An 18,830-nucleotide genomic window follows, 5' to 3' on the forward strand; every position below is an offset into this window, starting at 1 on the left:
TCGTCGAGGAAGCCGCCGCCCGGGCCCAACGTCGCCGTCAGGATCGCGTTGGCCTCCTCCAGGCTCAGAGTCGGGAACGCGGCGGTGAGGAGATGCCCGGCCTCGGGCGCCACTTGGTTCACGTCCGCGACCTGACCGGCGCGCTCGAGGTGAACGACGGGCAGGCCGTAGGTCTGCGTCGCCGCGTAGAGGGCGGCGTTGGCGGCCGGATCCCGGAAGCGACCACCGTCGCCGGCCGCGCAGGCCGCGACCGTCTCGCCGCACGCCTCCCGCAGGAACGCCGTCAGGTCGGCGCGGGCGGCTTTCAGGGCCGCCGGGTAATCCGCGAGGGCCACGGCCGCATCGGTGGCGTGGCTCATCTCGTTGACCACCGCCGGGTTGCGCCGGACCTGACCCACGTAAGCGGGATCGTTGGCGAGGAGGTGCGCCACCGCGTGCAGGGCGACCGCCCGGCCGCCCAGCACGTCCATCGCGTAATGCGCCCCGACGACGATGCGGTTGCTGCCGTATTCGGCTGCCCGAGCGATCATCTGCTGGTAACGCTCCGGCACCAAGATCGCGAGAATCAGGGATTCCGTGTAGCCGTAGGTGGTGTGGCCGCTCGGGTAGGAGGGGCTGTCGGTCAGGCTCTGGCCCGGCCCCCGCAGCCAGTCCAGGCTGTGGGAGGGACGGCCGAAATAGTCGTATCCCCGATAGGCGAACAGCTGCGGCAGCGTCTGGAACGGGCGGGCGTTGCCGTAGACGTCGGACCCCGGCGTTCCCGCCGGCCGCTCGTAGGCTTTGCCGAAGATGTCGGGGGTGCCGCCCCGCTCCGTCAGGATGGCGGCGGCGTCCGCCGAGACCGGCGTCTTGCCGTCCCGGGTCGCGTTGGCGAAGAAATACTTGCCGGCGTTCGAGTCGGACTTGGCGACGTTGTTGGTGTAGCCGATGAGGTCGGCGACGGACTGCGCGACGTTCGTAAAGCTGTCGTGGGCGGTGTAGCGGGCCTTGGCCTGATAGAGTTCGCCGAGGCGGCTGCCGAGGCCGTCGGCGAGTTCCGTCGCGTTCCCGTCCGTGATGAAGGCGTCGCGCAGGGCAAGCTGGCGCTGCTCGGCGAGCGACAGCAGGAAGGCCGGCTGCCCCCAGCCGGACTGGATCTCGCCCGTGACCCTGAGATTCGCCTCGAGGGCGGCCCGCCCCTCCGCGCTGCGGGCGAGCGCGCTCACGGGGGCGAGGCCCCGCAGGCCGGTGAGGTTTGGGGCCGATTGCGCGGAAGCTTGAACGGGGGCAAGCAGGCAGAGGGCGAGCGCCCAGACTCTCGGCATCTCGGACCTTTCCGCATCTCGGGGCATGGCGCGCCTTTCGGTGATCGCCACGTGGTAGCGCGGGCCGAAGCTGGATGCCAACCGGGTTCCGGGCTTGCTTATCGGGGCAGGCGCAGGAGCCGCGGCCGCCAGATCCCCAGGACGACGTTGGCGGTCGCCACCGCGAGCAGCACCCAGAGCGTGTTGCGCTCCGCCCCGAGGGTCTCCGCGAGGGTCGCGGGATCGACGCGCCCCGCCAGCGCCAGGGCGCTCTGCTCTGCCTCCTGGCGCATCGGACCCTGCACGTAGACGAGCACGCCCTCGAACATCAGCACCCCGGTGGCGAGCTTCAGCCAGGCCCATCCCGCCTGGAGGAGGCCGCGATTCAGGGTCATGGCGAGGAGGCCGGAGACCAGCGTCAGCGCGAGGCTCGGCAGCACGATCCAAGTGGCGACCGCGCCCATAGCGCCCCGCGCTGCGGCGTAACCGCCGAGGGCACTTGGGGGCGGTGCCACGCCGAGCATGACCACGAGGGCCGCCATCGCGCCCATCAATCCGGTCGCCCCCATCGTGTGGAGGAACTTCATCAGGCGTCGCCGCACGCGTCTGCCTCCCCTCGGGACCGGCCGATCCTACGCGAGAAGGCCGGCGCGGCGGTAGCGGGCACGCATCGCCACGAAACCGGCCGCGCCCCGGCCCCTCCGGTCCGACACCGGTTTCATCGCCATTTGGACCCGAGACCGGAGGTTCCGGTGCCTCAGTGCAGCAGGCCGGGGAGCGCAAGGGCGGTCGTGGTCAGGCCGATGGCGGCCAGCAGCGCCAGGACGAGGGAGCGGAATCGGCGCTGGTCGATCTTGGCGAACAGCGACAATCCGACGAGCACGCTGACCAGCACGATGGGGAGCCCGAGGGCGAGGTCGCCCATCAGCTCGGGTGGGAACGGGTTGAACACCGCCAGGATCGCCAGAGACCAGACCTGCAGGACCAGGGTGAAGCTCTGGTAGACCGCCCGCTGCATGCGCGGCTCCCAGCCACGTACCAGGCTCCAGGCGGTGGGCAGCGCGCCCGACAGGCCCGCGATGCCCCCCAGGATACCGCCGAGGAAGCCGACGGCGCCGTCGCTCCAGGCGTTGCCGAAAGACACCCGGTAGTCGCTACGCAGCAGCGCGACCAATGCGCTGTAAAGGATCAGGAACACCCCGATCATCACCTTCACCACCTCCGGGTTGAGGTCCTTGAGGAGGTAGATCCCGATCGGCGCGCCGAGCAGGCCGGGGCCGATCATCGCCAGGGCGGTGGCCCGCGGCGGCAGAGTCCGCAGGCGCATCACGGAGAGGACCTGCGAGAGGATACTGCATGTGAGAACCAGTGCCGTCGCCTCGATGGGCGCCCGGATCGACAGCAAGGTGCCGGAGGCCACCAGCGCGAAGGCAAAGCCCGTCAGGCCCGAGATGAGACCGGCGCAGCTCAGGCACAGGACGATCTGGAGAGTCTCGTTCACGGGGCGTCCTGGTCTCCGGGGACTCGGGAACGGTTCGAGCCGCGCCGGGGTGCGATGCCCGGACGTCCTTGTCTTATATAAGATTCATGACCGATCAAGGGATGAAGGCGGAGGGACTTGAGAACCAAGCATCCTCGGCTCCGCACTGACGTGTTAAGCCTACGCTTGCCGCTTCGCTGAACGTCCGTCGCGTAATCCCGGTTGACGCCGAAAATTCTGATATCTTATATAAGACTCAGTCGCCGCAAAGAGCCGACGGCTTCACCAAGGAGGATCCCGGAATGAGCAGCCACGCCGGATCGGGTGGGGGGCGGACGAAGCCGCACCTTCTCGCCCACAGCCCGCTGGACAACGTCGCCGTCGCCGTCATCGAGGGCCTGAGCGCCGATACCGACGCCTTCGGCGTCGTCACCGAGAACGATACGACCTTCGCGGTGCATGTGCGCCACGACATCCCGATCGGTCACAAGGTGGCGCTCGCAGACCTGAAGGCGGGCGATACGGCCATCAAGTACGGTCAGGACATCGGCAAGATCATCCAGGACGTCGCCAAGGGCGAGCATGTCCACGTGCAGAACCTCAAGACGAAGCGCTGGTGAGGTCGCGATGCCCGGAGAAACCATCATGAACGCCCCCGAGACCGCCTCCCCCTTCGTCGGCGGAGCCCCCGATCAGTTCGCCACCGCGGCTCTTGGCTCCAGCCGCGCCTCCGTGGACACAAAGGCCGCCACCTTTATGGGCTGGCGCCGCGAGAACGGCCGCGTCGGCGTGCGCAACCACGTCGTCCTCCTGCCCCTGGACGATCTCTCGAACGCCTCCTGTGAGGCGGTCGCCAACACCGTGAAGGGCACGATGGCCCTGCCCCACGCCTACGGCCGGCTGCAGTTCGGCGAGGATCTCGAGCTCCACTTCCGCACCCTGATCGGCATTGGCTCCAACCCGAACGTCGCGGCCGTGGTGGTGATCGGCATCGAGGACCAGTGGACGAACCGGATCGTGGAGGGCATCGCCAAGACCGGCAAGCCCGTGGTCGGGTTCGGCATCGAGGGGCACGGCGACATCGCCACCATCGCCAAAGCCAGCTACCAGGCCAAGCGCTTCGTGCAGTGGGCGACCGAGCTCTCCCGCGAGGAATGCCCGATCTCGGACCTTTGGATCTCGACGAAGTGCGGCGAGTCCGACACCACCACCGGCCTGTCCTCCTGCCCCACCGTGGGTAACCTCTACGACAAGCTGATCCCCCAGGGGATCTACGGCGTGTTTGGCGAGACCTCGGAGATCACCGGCGCCGAGCACCTCTGCCGCGAGCGCGCGGCGACGCCCGAGATCGGCGACAAGTGGTTCGCCATGTGGAAGTCCTACCAGGACGACGTCATCGAGGCGCACAAGACCGACGACCTCTCGGATTCCCAGCCGACCAAGGGCAACATCCTCGGCGGTCTGAGCACCATCGAGGAGAAGGCCCTGGGCAACCTCGAGAAGATCGGCCACGACTGCCGGTTCATCGACGCGCTGCAGCCGGCCGAGGCCCCCGCCAAGGGACCGGGCCTGTACTACATGGACACCTCGTCGGCGGCGGCCGAGTGCGTGACCCTGATGGCGGCGGCGGGCTACGTGGTCCACACCTTCCCCACCGGCCAGGGCAACGTCATCGGTAACCCGATCGTCCCGGTGATCAAGATCACCGGCAACCCGCGCACGGTGCGGACCATGGGCGAGCACATCGACGTCGATGTCTCGGGCGTGCTCACCCGCGAGATGACGATCCCGCAGGCCGGCGACGCCCTGATCGATATGGTGGTGCGGACCGCGAACGGCCGGCTCACGGCCGCCGAATCCCTCGGCCACCGCGAGTTCGTGATGACGAAGCTGTACCGGAGCGCCTGACCGGCGGCCAATTCCGCCGCGTTCCGTGACGGAACGCGGCGTCCCCACCCCGACGCCATCGGGGTTTTCGCGAAGGGATCCAGACCGCGCAGCGGCGCATCCCGTTCGAAGCGCGCGTGGGAGGAACGCCAATGCGATTCGCGCCAATGCGATTCTTGCGATCGATCTACGGGCAGGTCCTGATCGGCATCGCCCTCGGCATCGTCGTGGGCGTGCTGTTTCCGGATTTCGCCGTCGGCCTGAAGATCCTCGGCGACATGTTCATCAACCTGATCAAGATGGTCGTCGGACCGGTGATCTTCTGCACGGTGGTGGTCGGCATCGCCCATGTGGGCGACATGAAGAGCGTCGGCCGCATGGGCCTGAAGACGCTGGTGTATTTCGAGGTCTCGACCACGGTGGCGCTGGGCGCCGGCCTCCTCTTCGTCAACCTGCTGCGGCCGGGCGACGGCATCAACGCCACCATCGAGAGCCTGGATGCCAAGAGCGTCTCGGCGATCGCCGGCAAGGCTCACGCCCAGAGCGTGATGGAGATCATCGCCAACATCATCCCGCACAGCGCCGTCGACGCCTTCGCCAAGGGCGACCTCCTGCAGGTGATGTTCTTTTCCGTACTGGTCGGAATGGGGCTCGCCGCAATGGGGCCGAAGGGGCAGTTCCCCCTCAAGGTGATCCATGCCTTCGGCGATATCCTGATGAAGGTCGTGGGCATCATCATGCGCTTTGCCCCGATCGGTGCCTTCGGCGCCATGGCCTTCACCATCGGCAAGTTCGGGCTCGGCATCCTGGCCCAGTACGGGATGCTGATCCTGTCCCTCTACCTGACCTTTTTCGTGTTCATCGTGCTGTTCCTCGGCGGCGTGATGCGGTTCTACGTGGGCCTGAGCCTGTGGAAGCTGTTCCTCTACGTCCGCGAAGAGATGTTCATCCTGCTCGGCACCACCAGCACGGAATCTGTTCTGCCTCGCCTGATGGCCAAGCTCGGGGGGCTCTCGGTCGAGAAGGGCGTCACCGGCCTGGTCATGCCGGCGGGCCTGTCCTTCAACATGGACGGGTCGTGCATCTACCTCACCATGGCGATCGGTTTCATCGCCCAGGCGCTCAACATCCCGCTCACCTGGGAGCAGGAACTCGGGATCCTGGCCATCGCGCTCGTTACCTCGAAGGGAGTCGCGGGGGTCGCGGGCGCCATCCTGTTCGTGCTCGCCGCGACGCTCCAGGCATCCCAGTTGCTGCCAGTTGCCGGCATCGCGCTCATCATCGGCGTCGACCGCATCCTGAACGAGCTGCGCTGCATCACCAACGCCATCGGCAACATGGTGGCGACCCTGGTGATCGCCCGCTGGGAGGGCAAGATCGACCTCGCCCATGCCCGCGCCGTCCTCGATGGGCGCATCCAGCCCGACCTCGACAGCCTCGATGAGCCGGATGAGGCGATCGATGACCCCGCCCCCGCGAGTCAGGCCCGCCACCGGGCGATGCCCGCGGTGATCCCGGCTACCTGACGAATCGCATCCCTCGAACCGGAGGCCCAGGGCCATGCCGACATCCCCTGCCCCGCAGGGCCGTCACCCGAAAGTGGTGATCGCCGAATTCATGGACGAGGCCGCCATCGCGGCCGAGCTCGGCGGCTTCACGACGCTCTATGACCCGGCCCTGGTCGACCGGCCGGCGGACCTGCGAGCGGCGCTGGCCGACGCGGACGCCCTCGTGGTCCGCAACCGCACCCAGGTGAACGCGGCGCTCCTGGCCGCCGCCCCCGACCTCAAGGCGGTCGGGCGCCTCGGCGTCGGTCTCGACAACATCGACCTCGCGGCCTGCCGCGCCCGCGGCATCGCCGTCTACCCCGCCACTGGCGCTAACGACGTCGCGGTGGCCGAGTACGTCATCGGCACCGCGATGCTGCTCCTGCGCGGGGCCTACGGCGCTACAGCCGCCGTGGCGGCCGGGACCTGGCCGCGCAACGCGCTGATGGGCCGGGAGATCTCGGGCAAACGCCTCGGTCTCGTCGGGTTCGGCGCCATCGCCCGCGAGACCGCGCGGCGCGCCCTCGCCCTCGGGATGCGGGTCTCGGCTCACGACCCCTTCCTGCCGGCCGACGACCCGGCCTGGCGGCTGGAGTGCGGTCCGGTCGATCGCGCCGACCTCGCGACACTCATCGCCGGCAGCGACGTCCTTTCCCTGCACGTACCGCTGACGGACGAGACGAAGGGGATGATCGACGCGGGCGCCATCGCGCGGATGCCGGCCGGGGCGGTGCTGATCAACGCTGCGCGGGGCGAGGTGGTCGATGGCGCAGCCGTGGCCGAGGCCTTGCGCGCCGGGCATCTCGGCGGCGCCGCCCTCGACGTCTTCCCGCAGGAACCCCTCGACGCCGCTGCTGGCGCGGCCTACCGCGACCTGCCTAACCTTGTTCTGACGCCGCACATCGCCGGGGTGACCCAGGAATCGAACGTGCGCGTGTCCCGCGTTACGGCCCAGGCCGTGCGCCGCCACCTCTCCGAGGGCTGAACCCCATGACCACCCTGAGCCTCGCCGCCGCCCACGCCCTCGTCAGCGAGGCCCTGGTCCGTTGCGGAACGCGCGCGCCGGCCGCCGAAAGCGTCGCCCGCGCCCTGGTCGGGGCCGAGGCCGACGGGCTCAAGGGTCACGGGCTCTCGCGGGTGGCCTCCTATGCGGCCCAGGTCCGGGCCGGCAAGGTGGTGGGCGACGCCGCCGTCGCGGTGAGCCGGCCCCGGCCCGGGCTGCTGGCTGTCGACGCCGCCCACGGCTTTGCCTATCCGGCCCTTGACGCGGTGGTGGAGCAGCTTCCGGCCCTCGTCCGAGAGCAGGGCGTCGCGGCGGCCGGCATCCGGCGCTCGCACCATTGCGGCGCGGCCGGACGCCCGGTCGAGGCCCTGGCGGAGGCCGGACTGGTGGCGATCCTGCTGGCCAACACCCCCGCCGCCATGGCGCCCTGGGGCGGCTCGCGGGCGGTGTTCGGCACGAACCCTCTCGCCTTCGCCTGCCCCCTGCCCGGCCGCGCACCCATCGTGGTCGACCTGTCCCTCTCGAAGGTGGCGCGCGGCGCGATCATGGCCGCTCGCCAACGCGGCGAAGCCATCCCCGACGGTTGGGCCCTCGACGCCGCCGGGCAGCCGACCACCGATGCGGGCGCGGCCCTCAAGGGCACCATGGTGCCGCTCGGCGACGCCAAGGGTACCGCGCTGGCCCTGATGGTGGAACTCCTCGCCGCCGGCCTGACCGGCGGGCGCTTCGCCGGCGAAGCGAGCTCGTTCCTCGACGCGCAGGGCGATCCGCCGGGGACGGGGCAACTCGTCATCGCCCTCGCGGCGGATGCCTTCGGCCCCGGGGCACTGGCCAGGTTCGCGGACCTCGCCGGATCCATCGAGGAACAGGACGGGGCCCGCCTGCCCGGTGCGCGCCGCCTCGCCCTCCGGGCCAAGGCTGAGGCGGAGGGTCTCAGCGTCCCGGACGCCCTCGTGGCCGAGATCGCGGCGCTCTGACAATGCGGACCGCCCTTCCGAACGGAACCCGCCCCCGGCCGCCGGCCCTGCGGATCGACCGATTGCCCGGAGCCAAGCACGGCCTTATCGATGATCGGGACACCGTGCTGGGAAACCTCTCCTTTCCTCCTCCCACGCCCGGAGAGCAGCGGCGCACCGACATGGAACGCACAGGTGGGAATGCGGTGGGTTTCCGGCCGCTCTATCGGCAGGTCTACGACACGCTGCTGCGGCGCCTCGCCGACGCGGTCTGGCAGCCGGGCCAGATCCTGCCGAGCGAGGGCGTGCTGGCGGCCGAACTCGGCGTCAGCCAGGGCACCGTCCGCAAGGCCCTCGACGCGCTGACCGCCGACAGCCTGTTGGTGCGCCGCCAGGGGCGCGGCACCTTCGTGGCCGAGCACGACGACAAGCAGAGCGTCTTCCGCTTCTTCAAGCTGCGCCCCGACGGAGCGGTCGCTGGCATCCCGACGAGCCGCGTCCTCGCGATCGCGGAGGCCGCCGCCACCCTCGACGAGCGTGATCGCCTCGCCCTCATCCGCAACGCGCGGGTGGTGCGCCTGGAGCGGGTGCGCGCCCTCGACGGGCGGGTCTGCCTCGTCGAGACCATCGCCGTCCCGGCGAACCTGTTCCCGGGCCTTGCCGCGATGGAGCTTCCGAACACGCTCTACAGCCTCTACGCGACCCGATTCGGTATCACGATCGCCACCGCACACGAGCGCCTGAAGGCGATCGCGCTGCCCGCCGACAAGGCGGCCTTCCTCGGCCATGCACCGGGTATTCCGGTCCTCGAGGTCGACCGCGTCGCCGTCGACCTCGAGGACCGGCCGGTGGAGTGGCGTCTCTCGACCTGCCTCACCGAGGACATCCACTACGCCTCCGTCCTGCGCTGACCGCGCGGACGCCTTCAAGCCGGAGGGAGATTTCAGGATGACCGAGACCGATCGAAGAACCCTGTTGCGGCAGGCCGGTGCCGGCCTGATCGCGGCCTCCGGCGCGGCCCTTGCGCCCTTCCCGGCCTGGGCCGGCGAGGCCGTCACCCTCCCCTTCGGCAACGGCGAGCGCCCGCTTGTCGCCTATCCGGGCAAGCGCCCGCTCCTCCAGATGACGGCGCGGCCGCCGCAGTTGGAAACGCCGTTCGCGGTGTTCGACGAGGGGGTGATCACGCCGAACGACGCCTTCTTCGTCCGCTACCACCTGGCCGACATCCCGACCGTGATCGATCCCGAGGCTTTCCGCCTGACGGTGTCGGGGCATGTCGACGGGCCCCTCGCCCTGACGCTGGCCGATCTGAAGGCGATGCCGGCCACCGAGATTGTGGCGGTCAACCAGTGCTCGGGCAATTCGCGCGGCTTCGTCGAGCCCCGGGTCGCCGGCGGCCAGCTCGCCAACGGGGCCATGGGCAATGCCCACTGGACCGGTGTGCCCCTCAAGGCCTTGCTCGATCGGGCGGGGGTGAAGGCTGGGGCGGTTCAGGTCGTCTTCGAGGGCCTCGACGGTCCGGTCCTCCTGGAAACCCCGGACTTCGCCAAGGCGCTCGCCATCGACCATGCCCGCGACGGTGAGGTGATGCTGGCCTGGGCTATGAACGGGCAGGACCTGCCCTGGCTCAACGGCTATCCCTTGCGCCTCGTGGTGCCGGGCTTCTACGGCACCTACTGGGTCAAGCACCTCAACGCGATCACGGTGACGGACAAGCTCTACGAGGGCTTCTGGATGAAGTCGGCCTACCGCATCCCGGACAATTCCTGCGCCTGCGTCGAACCCGGCCAGGCGCCCAAGGCCACCGTGCCCATCAACCGCTTCACCATCCGGTCCTTCCTCACCAACCTCGCCGACGGGGCCGCGATCCGGGCTGGCCGGACGGCGTTGCGCGGCATTGCCTTCGACGGCGGCTCAGGCATCCGGGCGGTGGCGGTCTCCTCCGATGACGGACGAAGCTGGATCGATGCGAGCCTCGGCCCCGATCTCGGGCGCTATTCGTTCCGGCCCTGGACCCTGTCGGTCGACCTGCCCGCCGGTGCGCACGTCCTCCGGGTCCGGGCGACGGGCAACGACGGCGCGACCCAGCCAATGGAGCCGCGCTGGAATCCCCCGGGCTACATGCGCAACGTCGTCGAGACCGTTCGGGTCCGAGCGGCATGAGGAGAGACAGGATGACCGTGCGTGTGCGTCCTTTTGCGGTGGCGCTGGCCGTCGTCGGCCTGCTGCCGATTCTCCCGGCCGCTGCCGCGCCTCAGAGCTACGAGCTGCCGGAGCCGACCGCGCAACTGCGCCCGGCGCCAGATCACGAAGTCGGCCTCGCGGCGGCCGAGGCGAACTGTCAGAGCTGCCATTCGGTGGACTACATCGCGATGCAGCCGCCGGGCAAAGGCGCGGACTTCTGGGCCAGCGAAGTGACGAAAATGCGCAAAGTTTACCATGCGCCGGTCAGCGAGGCGGATGGCAAGGCCATCGCGGATTACCTCGCGGCGGCGTACTAGACACTGGAAGAATGAGCGCCGCCTCAGACGGCGCCGAACTTGCCGGAAGGCCCTTACAGGATGGCGGTGATGAAAGCGGCAACCTGCGCATGAGCATTCGCGACCATTTGCGCGACCGGCTCATCGGCAAAGTAGATCCGGCTCGCCGTCAAAATCGTAGCCACCAGCCAGAAGCCGGTCACGGCCACGCTGCGTGCCCTGCGGTCGCCCGCCTGGACTGGGCTCTGGCAGCCGATCTCGACGGGCTCGCCGAAGGGATCGTAGGCCATCGCGGGGCTGTCGGAACGCTTGCTCATGGAGGTGAATGTCGCGCTTCGGCCGCCCGCGATCAATGGACGGGACTTGCGAAGATTCAGGCCGAGAGAGAGTTTTATTCTCGCGGTTATGTCCGTAAGAGAAGTTCCTTCCGATCGGCGCATGGGACGTCCGCATGAGCGTCAAGAGCATTTCCACCACCGCCGCCGAAGCGGATAAGCCAAGGGTCGCGAGCGGCCGGATCGGCTCGCTCCTGCCCGGCATCCTCGTCTGCCTTGCGGTCACGGTGGTGGCCATCGCCGTGCAGGCCCTGGAGGAGCGCGCCACGGGACACCCCTATGTCGAGGCGCTGGTCATCGCGATCCTGCTGGGGATCGCACTTCGCACCCTGTGGAGCCCCGGTGAGCGCTTCCGGGCCGGGATCGCGTTCTCGGCCAAGCAGGTGCTCGAACTCGCCGTCACCCTGCTCGGTGCCTCGATCAGCCTCGGCGCCATCGTCGCCTCCGGCACGAGCCTCCTCGTCGGCATCGTCGCCACGGTGGTGCTGGCGATCGTGGCCAGCTACGCCATCTGCCGGCTGCTGGGCCTGCCGCCCCGGATGGCGATTCTGGTGGCCTGTGGCAACGCCATCTGCGGCAACTCGGCCATCGCCGCGGTGGCACCGGTGATCGGGGCCGACAGCAAGGACGTGGTGGCCGCCATCGCCTTCACGGCGGTGCTCGGCGTGCTGATGGTGCTGGGCCTGCCGCTGTTCGTCCCCCTCGTCGGCCTGTCCGAGCATCAGTACGGCACCCTGGCGGGCCTCACCGTCTACGCGGTGCCGCAGGTGCTCGCCGCCACAGTGCCGGTCGGCATCCTGGCGACCCAGGTCGGCACCCTGGTCAAGCTCGTGCGTGTCCTGATGCTCGGACCCGTCGTGGTGGCGTTCTCGTTCATCGCGCCATACCTGCCGGCGGAGGGCGGCTCGGCCAAGGGCCGACCGGGGCGCCTCGGCTTCTTCAAGATCGTGCCCTGGTTCATCCTCGGCTTCCTGGCGCTGGCGACCCTGCGCTCGATCGGGCTCGTCCCGGATGCGGCCTCCCAGCCGGTGACGCGGGTGGCGGGTCTCCTCACCGTGGTGTCGATGGCGGCCCTTGGTCTCGGCGTCGACGTGCGGGTGCTGGCGCGGGTCGGCGGCCGGGTCACCCTGGCGGTGACGGGTTCGCTCGTCGTCCTCCTCCTCGTCAGCCTGTCGCTGATCTGGGCCTTGGGGATCACCTGAGTCCCGGCGGACGGGTACCTTCAGCGCGCCGTGAGGCGCTCGGGAAGGCCGTGGAGGGTTCCGCCGGGTATCGGGGCGGGACCGGGCTGAAAAGCCCGCAGGAACGTGTCGATCGTTCGGCACAGGGTCTCGCGCTTGATGTGCGTGAGTTCCGGCCGCTCGATCCCGAAGGTCGCCCGGTCCAGGGGCGGTATGATCGCGACGTTGACGAAGTAGTCCGCCGCGAAGCGCAGGTCGTCGACCGCGATGTCACCGCGCTTCACGCCGAGGGCGAGGCTCTGCTCGATCAGGATCGAGATGCGGGCATGCCCGAAATCATGGAGCGTGCGGGCAAATTCGGGGAACCGGACGGCCTCCGCGGCGGCGATGCGGCGCAGGGCGATGCAGGAAGGCGTGATCGCCGCCGTCAGGACCGCGTGGGCGATGCGGTAGAGGCACTCGGCCGTGGAGCCGCCCAGGGCGGCCTCCATCTCGACGCGCGGCATGTGGGTTTCGATGAAGCGCAGGCAGGACGCCTCGAACAGGTCCGCCTTCGAGGTGAACTTCGTGTAGACGGTCTTCTTGGAGGCGCCCGCCGCCGCCGCGATGGCGTCGACGCTGGCCGCCTCGAAGCCGTCCGCGAGGAAAATCGGGATCGCCGCGTCGATGATTCGGCGCGTGGCCTCACCCTCCGTGCCGCGGCGTGGGCGCCCAACGCGCCTGGGCGGATGCGCTTCCTCGATCGCCAATCCGCACCTCCCGCCCGTGTGCGGGCGAGTTTCACACCCGCTCGGCCCCGGCGCAACCTGTACTCTTGGGGGGAGGCGATGCGGTGCATTATGCGGCGGGGCGTGCCAGCACGCCGCCGGTGGTGGGCGCGCGCACCCCGGTGGTCGACGGAAAGGTGATCGGCAGACCCTTCAGCGAGCGCACCGCGAGATGCGCGAAGGCCTGGGCCTCGAGATAGGCCGAGGACCAGCCGATGGCGTCGGCGGTCGTGATCTCGGCGCGCAGGTGGTAGTTCAGGAGGCGCACGAGTTCGCCGTTGCGCGCGCCGCCCCCGGCCACGATCCAGCGGGCCGGGATCTCGGGGGCGTGGTCGAGGGCGCGCGCCACCGCGCGGGCCGTGAAGGCGGTGAGCGTCGCCGCGCCGTCCTCCGTGGAAAGCTGGCCCGCGAGCTTGTGGGAGAACCAGTTCCGGTCCAGCGATTTCGGCGGGCGCCGCGCGAAGAACGGGTGGATCAGAAGCCAGGCCAGCAGGGGCTCGTCGGGGCGACCCCGGGCGGCGGTGCGGCCACCGTCGTCGAGGGGGCGGCCGGTGCGCTCGCGCATCCAGTCGTCGATCAGCGCGTTGCCGGGGCCGGTGTCGAAGGCGATGACGTCGCCGTTGGCCGACAGGATGGTGGCGTTGGCGACCCCGCCGATGTTGAGGATGCCGAGCGCCCCCTCGAAGCCGGAGGCGCGGGCCAGCGCCTGGTGGAACACCGGCACCAGCGGCGCCCCCTGCCCGCCCGCCAGCACGTCGGCGTGGCGCAGGTCCGAGACCACCGGAATGCCGAGACGCTGGGCGAGAGCCGCGCCGTCGCCGATCTGCACGCTCATGCGCTGGTCCGGCCGGTGCACCACGGTCTGGCCATGGAAGCCGACCACGTCGATGTCGGCGGGCGTCAGGCCGTTGTCGGAAAGGAAGCTCTCCACCGCCTCCGCATGGGCGGCGGTGACGAAGGCTTCCGCCGTGACGAGGCAGCCCGGCCGGTCCTCGCGGGCGACGATCCCTTCCGCATCGACCAGCGCTTGGCGCAGCAGCGCCCGGTCTTCGTCCGCGTAGCCTCGGTAGCCGGTGGGCCCGAGGGGTTCGAGGTACCCGTTCTGGCTCTGGACCACCCGCACGGTCTCGCCGTCGGTCTCGATCAGCGCCACGTCGACGCCGTCGAGGGAGGTGCCGCTCATCAGTCCGATCGCGCGCATCATCGTCATGGTGCCCTCCCCGGGCGTACATGCCCGTGCCTTCCGCCCGCAGCCCTGCTAAGGAGCCGCCCATATCCCGTGCGGTGCTATCACGCGGCCTCCGAGCCTGTCGCGCGCCGCGATCCTTTAGACCGGAACCGCGCATGTCCTCCGACGTCACCCAGGCCGCCCCCTTCCAGCCCCGCTCCGACTTCCTGCGGGTGCTCACCGAGCGCGGCTATATCCACCAGGGCTCGGATCTGGCCGGCATCGACGCGGCCGCGCTGGAAGGCCGGCTGACGGCCTATGTGGGCTACGATTGCACGGCGGCCTCGCTCCATGTCGGCCACCTCCTGTCGATCATGATGCTGCACTGGCTCCAGGCCACGGGGGGCACGCCCATCACCCTGATGGGCGGCGGCACCACGCGGGTCGGCGACCCCTCGGGCCGCGACGAATCGCGAAAGATCCTCACCCTGGAGCAGATCGAGGAGAACAAGGTCGGCATCCAGAAGACCTTTTCGCGATTTCTGGCGTTCGAGGGTGCCGCCAACGCGGCGACCATGGTCGACAACGCCGAGTGGCTGACGAAGCTGAACTACATCGAGATGCTGCGCGACATCGGGCGCCACTTCTCGGTGAACCGGATGATGTCGATGGACAGCGTCCGCATGCGCCTGGAGCGCGACCAGGAGCTCTCGTTCCTGGAATTCAACTACATGATCCTGCAATCCTACGACTTCGTGGAGCTGAACCGCCGCTACGGTTGCGTGCTCCAGATGGGCGGCTCGGACCAGTGGGGCAACATCGTCAACGGCATCGATCTCGGCCGCCGCATGGGCACGCCGCAGCTCTACGGGCTGACCTGCCCCCTCCTGACCACGGCGTCCGGCGCCAAGATGGGCAAGACCGCCGCCGGCGCGGTCTGGCTCGATGCCGGTTTCCTCAGCCCGTACGCGTACTGGCAGTTCTGGCGCAACACCGAGGACGCGGATGTGGGCCGCTTCCTGAAGCTGTTCACCCTGCTGCCGATGGGCGAGATCGCCCGCCTCGAAGCGCTTGCCGGCGCCGAGATCAACGAGGCCAAGCGGGTGCTGGCCACCGAGGCCACCGCCCTGATGCACGGCCGCGAGGCGGCGGACGCCGCCGCCGAGACCGCGCGCAAGACCTTCGTGGAGGGCACGGTGGCGCAGGACCTGCCGAGCATCACGGTCTCGGCCGACCTGCTGGAGGCCGGCCTCGGCGTGCTCTCGGCCTTCGGGCCGGACTACGCCAAGCTCCTGCCCTCCACCAGCGAGGGACGCCGCCAGATCAAGAGCGGGGGCTTGCGCGTCAACGACGTGCCGGTGACGGACGAGCGTGCCGTACTGCGCAAAGCCGACCTCACGGCGGACGGGGTCATCAAGCTCTCGTTCGGCCGCAAGAAGCACATGCTGGTGCGCGTGGGCTGAGGCGCGTCCCCTCCCCGCAAGGGGGAGGAGAGCCGCGCCGCGTTTCACCGCGCGGGCGGAATTGCGTAGGTGCCGGTGGCGTGGCAGACGAGCGGCCCGCCCTCCGGCCCCGTGATGTGGACCTCGCCGACCGCGAGGCGCTTGCCGAGCTTGAGCAGGCGCGCGGTGCCGATGAGCCCGGAAGGCCCCGGCTTGCGCAGGAAGTTGAAGGTCAGGCTCGTGGTGACGGCGAGCGCCACCGGGCCGAGGCTCGCCAGGATCGCCGCGTAGAGGGCGTAATCGGCCAAAGCCATCATCGACGGCCCCGAGACCGTACCGCCCGGGCGCAGGTGGCGTTCGTGGTGGTCCATCCGCATCCGGGCGAGCCCGGGGCCGACCTCGACGAGGTGATAGGTCTTGCCCCCGGCCGCCATCTGCGGAAACGCCGATTCGAGGAACGCCACGGTCTCGGGCAGCGACAGGCTCTGGGGCAGGGTCTCGGACATGGTGGGGGGGGCTCCGGCTCACCTTGCGGCACGGCCGTTCCTGCCCGACAAGATGGGGGATGCGCCAGTCCCACGATGCCTACGATCCCGCCCTGATCCGCCGGGTGCTCGCCGAGACCCGGACCATCGCCCTCGTCGGCGCCTCGGCCAACCCGGCCCGGCCGAGCCACCACGTCATGGACTTCCTGCTGGCGCGCGGCTACCGCGTGATCCCGGTCAATCCCGGGCTGGCCGGGCAGACGCTGCTGGGCCAGCCCGTGGTCGCGCGTCTCGCCGATTTGAGCGAGCCCGTCGACATGGTCGAGATCTTTCGCGGTTCGGACGCGGCGGGTGGCGTGGTGGACGAGGCCCTCGCCCTCGCGCCGCCGCCGCGTTTCATCTGGATGCAGATCGGGGTGCGGGATGATGCGGCGGCGGCGCGGGCGGAGGCGAAGGGGTGTGTCGTGGTGATGGATCGGTGTCCGAAGATTGAGATTTTTCGTTAGAGCAAAAATCATCGACGAGACATATTCAGTGATTTTGTTTCTATTCGGAAACGGCTTCTCCCTTTGAGGCAACCGGTGGGCGGAATATCTCGGTAAATATTTCTGATAACTCACAAATACGATTTTCTGCAAGAGGAGCACTTATTTTTGCGAGATCATCTTTGCTTTTTACAAGTTCAATAGCCAGCAATGCGCGCTGAGGTTTTTGACCGTTTTCGGCTCCAGCTGGATAATAGTCTTCAATAGCGCCCCGAGTTAGAATGCAAATCCCAGCATCTCTCAGGCCATCTATCAAAGGTAGAAGATATCTGCGTGCCTCCTCATCTTCACGACAGACATTAATACGAGCGATGTCTTCCTCCCAAGTAAAGAGTCCATCAAATATTTATATTTGATTCTGATCAATATGCCCTGTTTCCTGAATTTTTCTGAGAATTTCCTTTGATTTATAGTACCTATCTTTAAAACTAGACGTATATATCTTGTCTCTAATTTTTCGGGCGCTTGGTTCTGCTTTGGTCCCTAAATCCTTGATTCGCCGATCGATACCAATAATGGCACGTGCTCTTACTTCAGTGAGAGCAGCAGGAGCGCCCAGGTGATGATAACCTTCGAAAATTGCGTCCAGATCAGCCACGACTTTTACTGGAAGTCCGAAAGACTCGAAAAACCGTCGAAATTTAGCAAAATTACCTTTCCCGGAAACACGTACTAACGACATGCATCTGGACTCGAAGCACCATTCTTCATTCAAGATTTTTGCAGTATGCTTACAATAAAAATCATCCGATTCACCCTCAAATAATACCACACCCCTGCTGAAAAAGGCTGCATCAGTGTTCTCGAATTTTGTTAAACGAAAAACCTCCGCCTTGTCGGCATCGAGATTGAGGTTAATCGGATAAAGACGCCCCACAGGTTTTGGTGTGGCAGCCTCTTTGGATACCCGTATGAAATTTGCTGTAACGCCAGGCTCGAAAAATATAGGCGAGTGAGTTGTAACCACTACCTGATTACTGTCGCTGATCTTCGCCAAGGTTTTAAACAAAATCCGCTGGGAGCGGGGATGCAAATAAAGTTCGGGTTCTTCAAATAAGAAGATCAGAGGACGCCGGGTTGCAATAATTCCTTCTATCTCAGGTTGTGGTATAACTGAAAGTTCTCGATGTCTGACGTATGTTTGTAGAAGCGCGAATGTAAGGGATCTTTTAATTCCATCGCCTTTGTTGTCGATTAAATCTCTCGATCCATCGTCAATATAGATCTGAGCAGCGCTAAGGATAGTCTTTAACTCAGGCGGGGGAACGCTGAGTTCTAATTTAATGGCGGGAAAATTGTCTTGAAGGAAGCCTTGTATTGTTCCTTCCAGGATTTTGACTGTGTCATGGCGGTGGTCTGTAAATCCATCACCTTCGTCGATACGGTTAAGTAGCATATTTAAGGAGCTTAATGACTCCTGTATATTCGCAAGTTCGGAAGCAAGGCCTTCGAGTAAGAGGCCCATTAAGCGGCCAAAAGGTGTGGACTGTGTTGTCTTCAGGTCGTCAATTAGGTTTTTCACTGCCGGAATATAGATTGGCTCAGGCAACAAATTTCTTATTGAACTGCCCATACCTGTCGGAAGCGGGCCCTCAATCATTTCATGTTGATCAGCAGGCAGAGCCGCTATCTGAGCCTTCAGAAACTCTTTCGCCGCACCAACGTTCATGTTTTCTGGTGCGCTTGGCGCAAATTCCGGATAGTTCTCTGTAATTGATTGTTTGACGGCTGAGCCGCGTTTTCCCTGCAGGGCTGTAGAAATAGCTTGATCGCGGAAGCGTTCGTCTCGTGGTGTTCTACGCAACGCCATGGTTACGCATTTTTCATTTGGCGGATATCTAACGATTAATTGAAGCTTCTCGTCGGTAATAATGTCGCTAATTTTATCTCGCTGTTCAGGGGTTAACCTTAATAAGTCTCCAGAAGATATATTGATGAATGTGAGTTTGAATTCTACAGTGTTCTGAGGGTTGTAGTACAAGCTAAGCGGAAGCGTTCCGGAACGATCAAGGGCCGATACAACACTCTGTAGAATCGAAGACTTTCCAGAATTGTTTTCACCTACTAAGCAGTCGAAGCTCCCAAATTGGACAAGAGCACTTTTAAGCCCCTTGAATTGGTAATTTCGATCTGTTCAATTTTCACGTTTCCTACCCCTTGATTCGCTGGCTTATTAAAAACGAGGGTAGCCCGACGGAAGCATTTATTGCAACCACAGTTTGAATTTAATTTGTCTAAATTCTTGTGCGCGAGTCGAATTTATAGAAGTAT

Annotated in this window: 19 protein-coding genes and 2 pseudogenes; 11 read left to right on the forward strand and 10 right to left on the reverse strand. The window is 66.5% G+C overall.

From position 1 onward, the window contains the following. From MFF30_RS11480 to MFF30_RS11490, 3 genes are all read right to left on the reverse strand, one after another. Positions 1 to 1,304, reverse strand: a 1,304-nt coding sequence (locus MFF30_RS11480; protein WP_238279530.1) for a phosphatase PAP2 family protein, incomplete at its 3' end; no start/stop codon positions are given. 98 nt (positions 1,305 to 1,402) lie between these two features. Beyond that, entirely contained in the window at positions 1,403 to 1,870 is a 468-nt protein-coding gene (locus tag MFF30_RS11485) for a hypothetical protein (RefSeq protein ID WP_238279532.1), read from the reverse strand. A 170-nt stretch (positions 1,871 to 2,040) separates the two neighbouring features. Beyond that, positions 2,041 to 2,784: a sulfite exporter TauE/SafE family protein gene (locus MFF30_RS11490; protein ID WP_238279533.1), complete on the reverse strand. Its 744-nt coding sequence runs from the start codon at positions 2,782 to 2,784 to the stop codon at positions 2,041 to 2,043. A gap of 281 nt (positions 2,785 to 3,065) precedes the next feature. On the opposite strand from MFF30_RS11490, the gene MFF30_RS11495 reads away from it, so the two are divergent. The 8 genes from MFF30_RS11495 (at position 3,066) to sorB (ending at position 10,657) form a co-directional block, all read left to right on the forward strand. After that, positions 3,066 to 3,383: a UxaA family hydrolase gene (locus MFF30_RS11495; RefSeq protein ID WP_238279534.1), complete on the forward strand. Its 318-nt coding sequence runs from the start codon at positions 3,066 to 3,068 to the stop codon at positions 3,381 to 3,383. A 25-nt stretch (positions 3,384 to 3,408) separates the two neighbouring features. Continuing rightward, the gene (locus MFF30_RS11500; RefSeq protein WP_373320888.1) at positions 3,409 to 4,671 is read left to right on the forward strand and encodes a UxaA family hydrolase; all 1,263 of its coding nucleotides are present in this window, start codon (positions 3,409 to 3,411) and stop codon (positions 4,669 to 4,671) included. A gap of 146 nt (positions 4,672 to 4,817) precedes the next feature. Further along, a complete protein-coding gene (locus MFF30_RS11505) occupies positions 4,818 to 6,176 on the forward strand; it encodes a cation:dicarboxylate symporter family transporter (protein ID WP_238279535.1) in 1,359 nt (452 codons plus the stop codon). Between the two features lie 34 nt (positions 6,177 to 6,210). Then, positions 6,211 to 7,182 carry a hydroxyacid dehydrogenase gene (locus tag MFF30_RS11510; protein ID WP_238279536.1) on the forward strand — a complete coding sequence of 324 codons (972 nt, stop codon included), beginning with the start codon at positions 6,211 to 6,213 and terminating at the stop codon, positions 7,180 to 7,182. Positions 7,183 to 7,187: 5 nt separating this feature from the next. After that, a complete protein-coding gene (locus MFF30_RS11515) occupies positions 7,188 to 8,177 on the forward strand; it encodes an Ldh family oxidoreductase (protein WP_238279537.1) in 990 nt (329 codons plus the stop codon). A 161-nt stretch (positions 8,178 to 8,338) separates the two neighbouring features. Next, a complete protein-coding gene (locus MFF30_RS11520) occupies positions 8,339 to 9,067 on the forward strand; it encodes a GntR family transcriptional regulator (RefSeq protein WP_238279538.1) in 729 nt (242 codons plus the stop codon). Between the two features lie 37 nt (positions 9,068 to 9,104). Beyond that, entirely contained in the window at positions 9,105 to 10,319 is a 1,215-nt protein-coding gene (gene sorA, locus MFF30_RS11525) for a SorA family sulfite dehydrogenase catalytic subunit (protein WP_238279539.1), read from the forward strand. A gap of 11 nt (positions 10,320 to 10,330) precedes the next feature. Then, positions 10,331 to 10,657 carry a SorB family sulfite dehydrogenase c-type cytochrome subunit gene (sorB, locus tag MFF30_RS11530; RefSeq protein WP_238279540.1) on the forward strand — a complete coding sequence of 109 codons (327 nt, stop codon included), beginning with the start codon at positions 10,331 to 10,333 and terminating at the stop codon, positions 10,655 to 10,657. A gap of 53 nt (positions 10,658 to 10,710) precedes the next feature. Here sorB and MFF30_RS11535 read toward each other — a convergent pair whose 3' ends face one another. Next, positions 10,711 to 10,953 (reverse strand): hypothetical protein, encoded by a 243-nt coding sequence (locus tag MFF30_RS11535; RefSeq protein WP_238279541.1) that lies wholly within the window; start codon positions 10,951 to 10,953, stop codon positions 10,711 to 10,713. 134 nt (positions 10,954 to 11,087) lie between these two features. On the opposite strand from MFF30_RS11535, the gene MFF30_RS11540 reads away from it, so the two are divergent. Continuing rightward, positions 11,088 to 12,173, forward strand: coding sequence for a YeiH family protein (locus MFF30_RS11540; RefSeq protein ID WP_238279543.1), 1,086 nt, complete (start codon positions 11,088 to 11,090; stop codon positions 12,171 to 12,173). 20 nt (positions 12,174 to 12,193) lie between these two features. On the opposite strand, the gene MFF30_RS11545 is transcribed toward MFF30_RS11540, so the two are convergent. Beyond that, positions 12,194 to 12,901, reverse strand: coding sequence for a TetR/AcrR family transcriptional regulator C-terminal domain-containing protein (locus MFF30_RS11545; RefSeq protein ID WP_238279544.1), 708 nt, complete (start codon positions 12,899 to 12,901; stop codon positions 12,194 to 12,196). Between the two features lie 88 nt (positions 12,902 to 12,989). Next, a complete protein-coding gene (locus MFF30_RS11550; protein ID WP_238279545.1) occupies positions 12,990 to 14,129 on the reverse strand; it encodes an anhydro-N-acetylmuramic acid kinase in 1,140 nt (379 codons plus the stop codon). Positions 14,130 to 14,263: 134 nt separating this feature from the next. Between MFF30_RS11550 and tyrS the strand changes: the two genes are divergently transcribed. Next, entirely contained in the window at positions 14,264 to 15,550 is a 1,287-nt protein-coding gene (gene tyrS, locus MFF30_RS11555; RefSeq protein WP_238279546.1) for a tyrosine--tRNA ligase, read from the forward strand. Between the two features lie 44 nt (positions 15,551 to 15,594). Here the strand turns inward: tyrS and MFF30_RS11560 are convergent, their stop codons facing one another. Then, a complete protein-coding gene (locus MFF30_RS11560) occupies positions 15,595 to 16,035 on the reverse strand; it encodes a PaaI family thioesterase (RefSeq protein ID WP_238279547.1) in 441 nt (146 codons plus the stop codon). 59 nt (positions 16,036 to 16,094) lie between these two features. Between MFF30_RS11560 and MFF30_RS11565 the strand changes: the two are divergent. After that, positions 16,095 to 16,517, forward strand: a pseudogene (locus MFF30_RS11565) (CoA-binding protein); the annotation flags it as partial. A 43-nt stretch (positions 16,518 to 16,560) separates the two neighbouring features. On the opposite strand, the gene MFF30_RS11570 reads toward MFF30_RS11565, so the two are convergent. The 3 genes and pseudogenes from MFF30_RS11570 to MFF30_RS11575 all read right to left on the reverse strand — a co-directional run. Beyond that, complete coding sequence (locus MFF30_RS11570; protein WP_238279549.1) at positions 16,561 to 16,815, reverse strand: hypothetical protein; 255 nt, start codon at positions 16,813 to 16,815, stop codon at positions 16,561 to 16,563. A 90-nt stretch (positions 16,816 to 16,905) separates the two neighbouring features. Next, entirely contained in the window at positions 16,906 to 17,526 is a 621-nt protein-coding gene (locus MFF30_RS26085; protein WP_306424574.1) for a TOPRIM nucleotidyl transferase/hydrolase domain-containing protein, read from the reverse strand. Beyond that, positions 17,512 to 18,663 (reverse strand): annotated as a pseudogene (locus MFF30_RS11575) (AAA family ATPase); the annotation flags it as partial. The pseudogene MFF30_RS11575 and the gene MFF30_RS26085, both read right to left, overlap by 15 nt. Between the last annotated feature and the right edge of the window lie 167 nt (positions 18,664 to 18,830).

It is taken from the genome of Methylobacterium goesingense, from assembly GCF_022179225.1.
Lineage (GTDB): Bacteria > Pseudomonadota > Alphaproteobacteria > Rhizobiales > Beijerinckiaceae > Methylobacterium > Methylobacterium goesingense.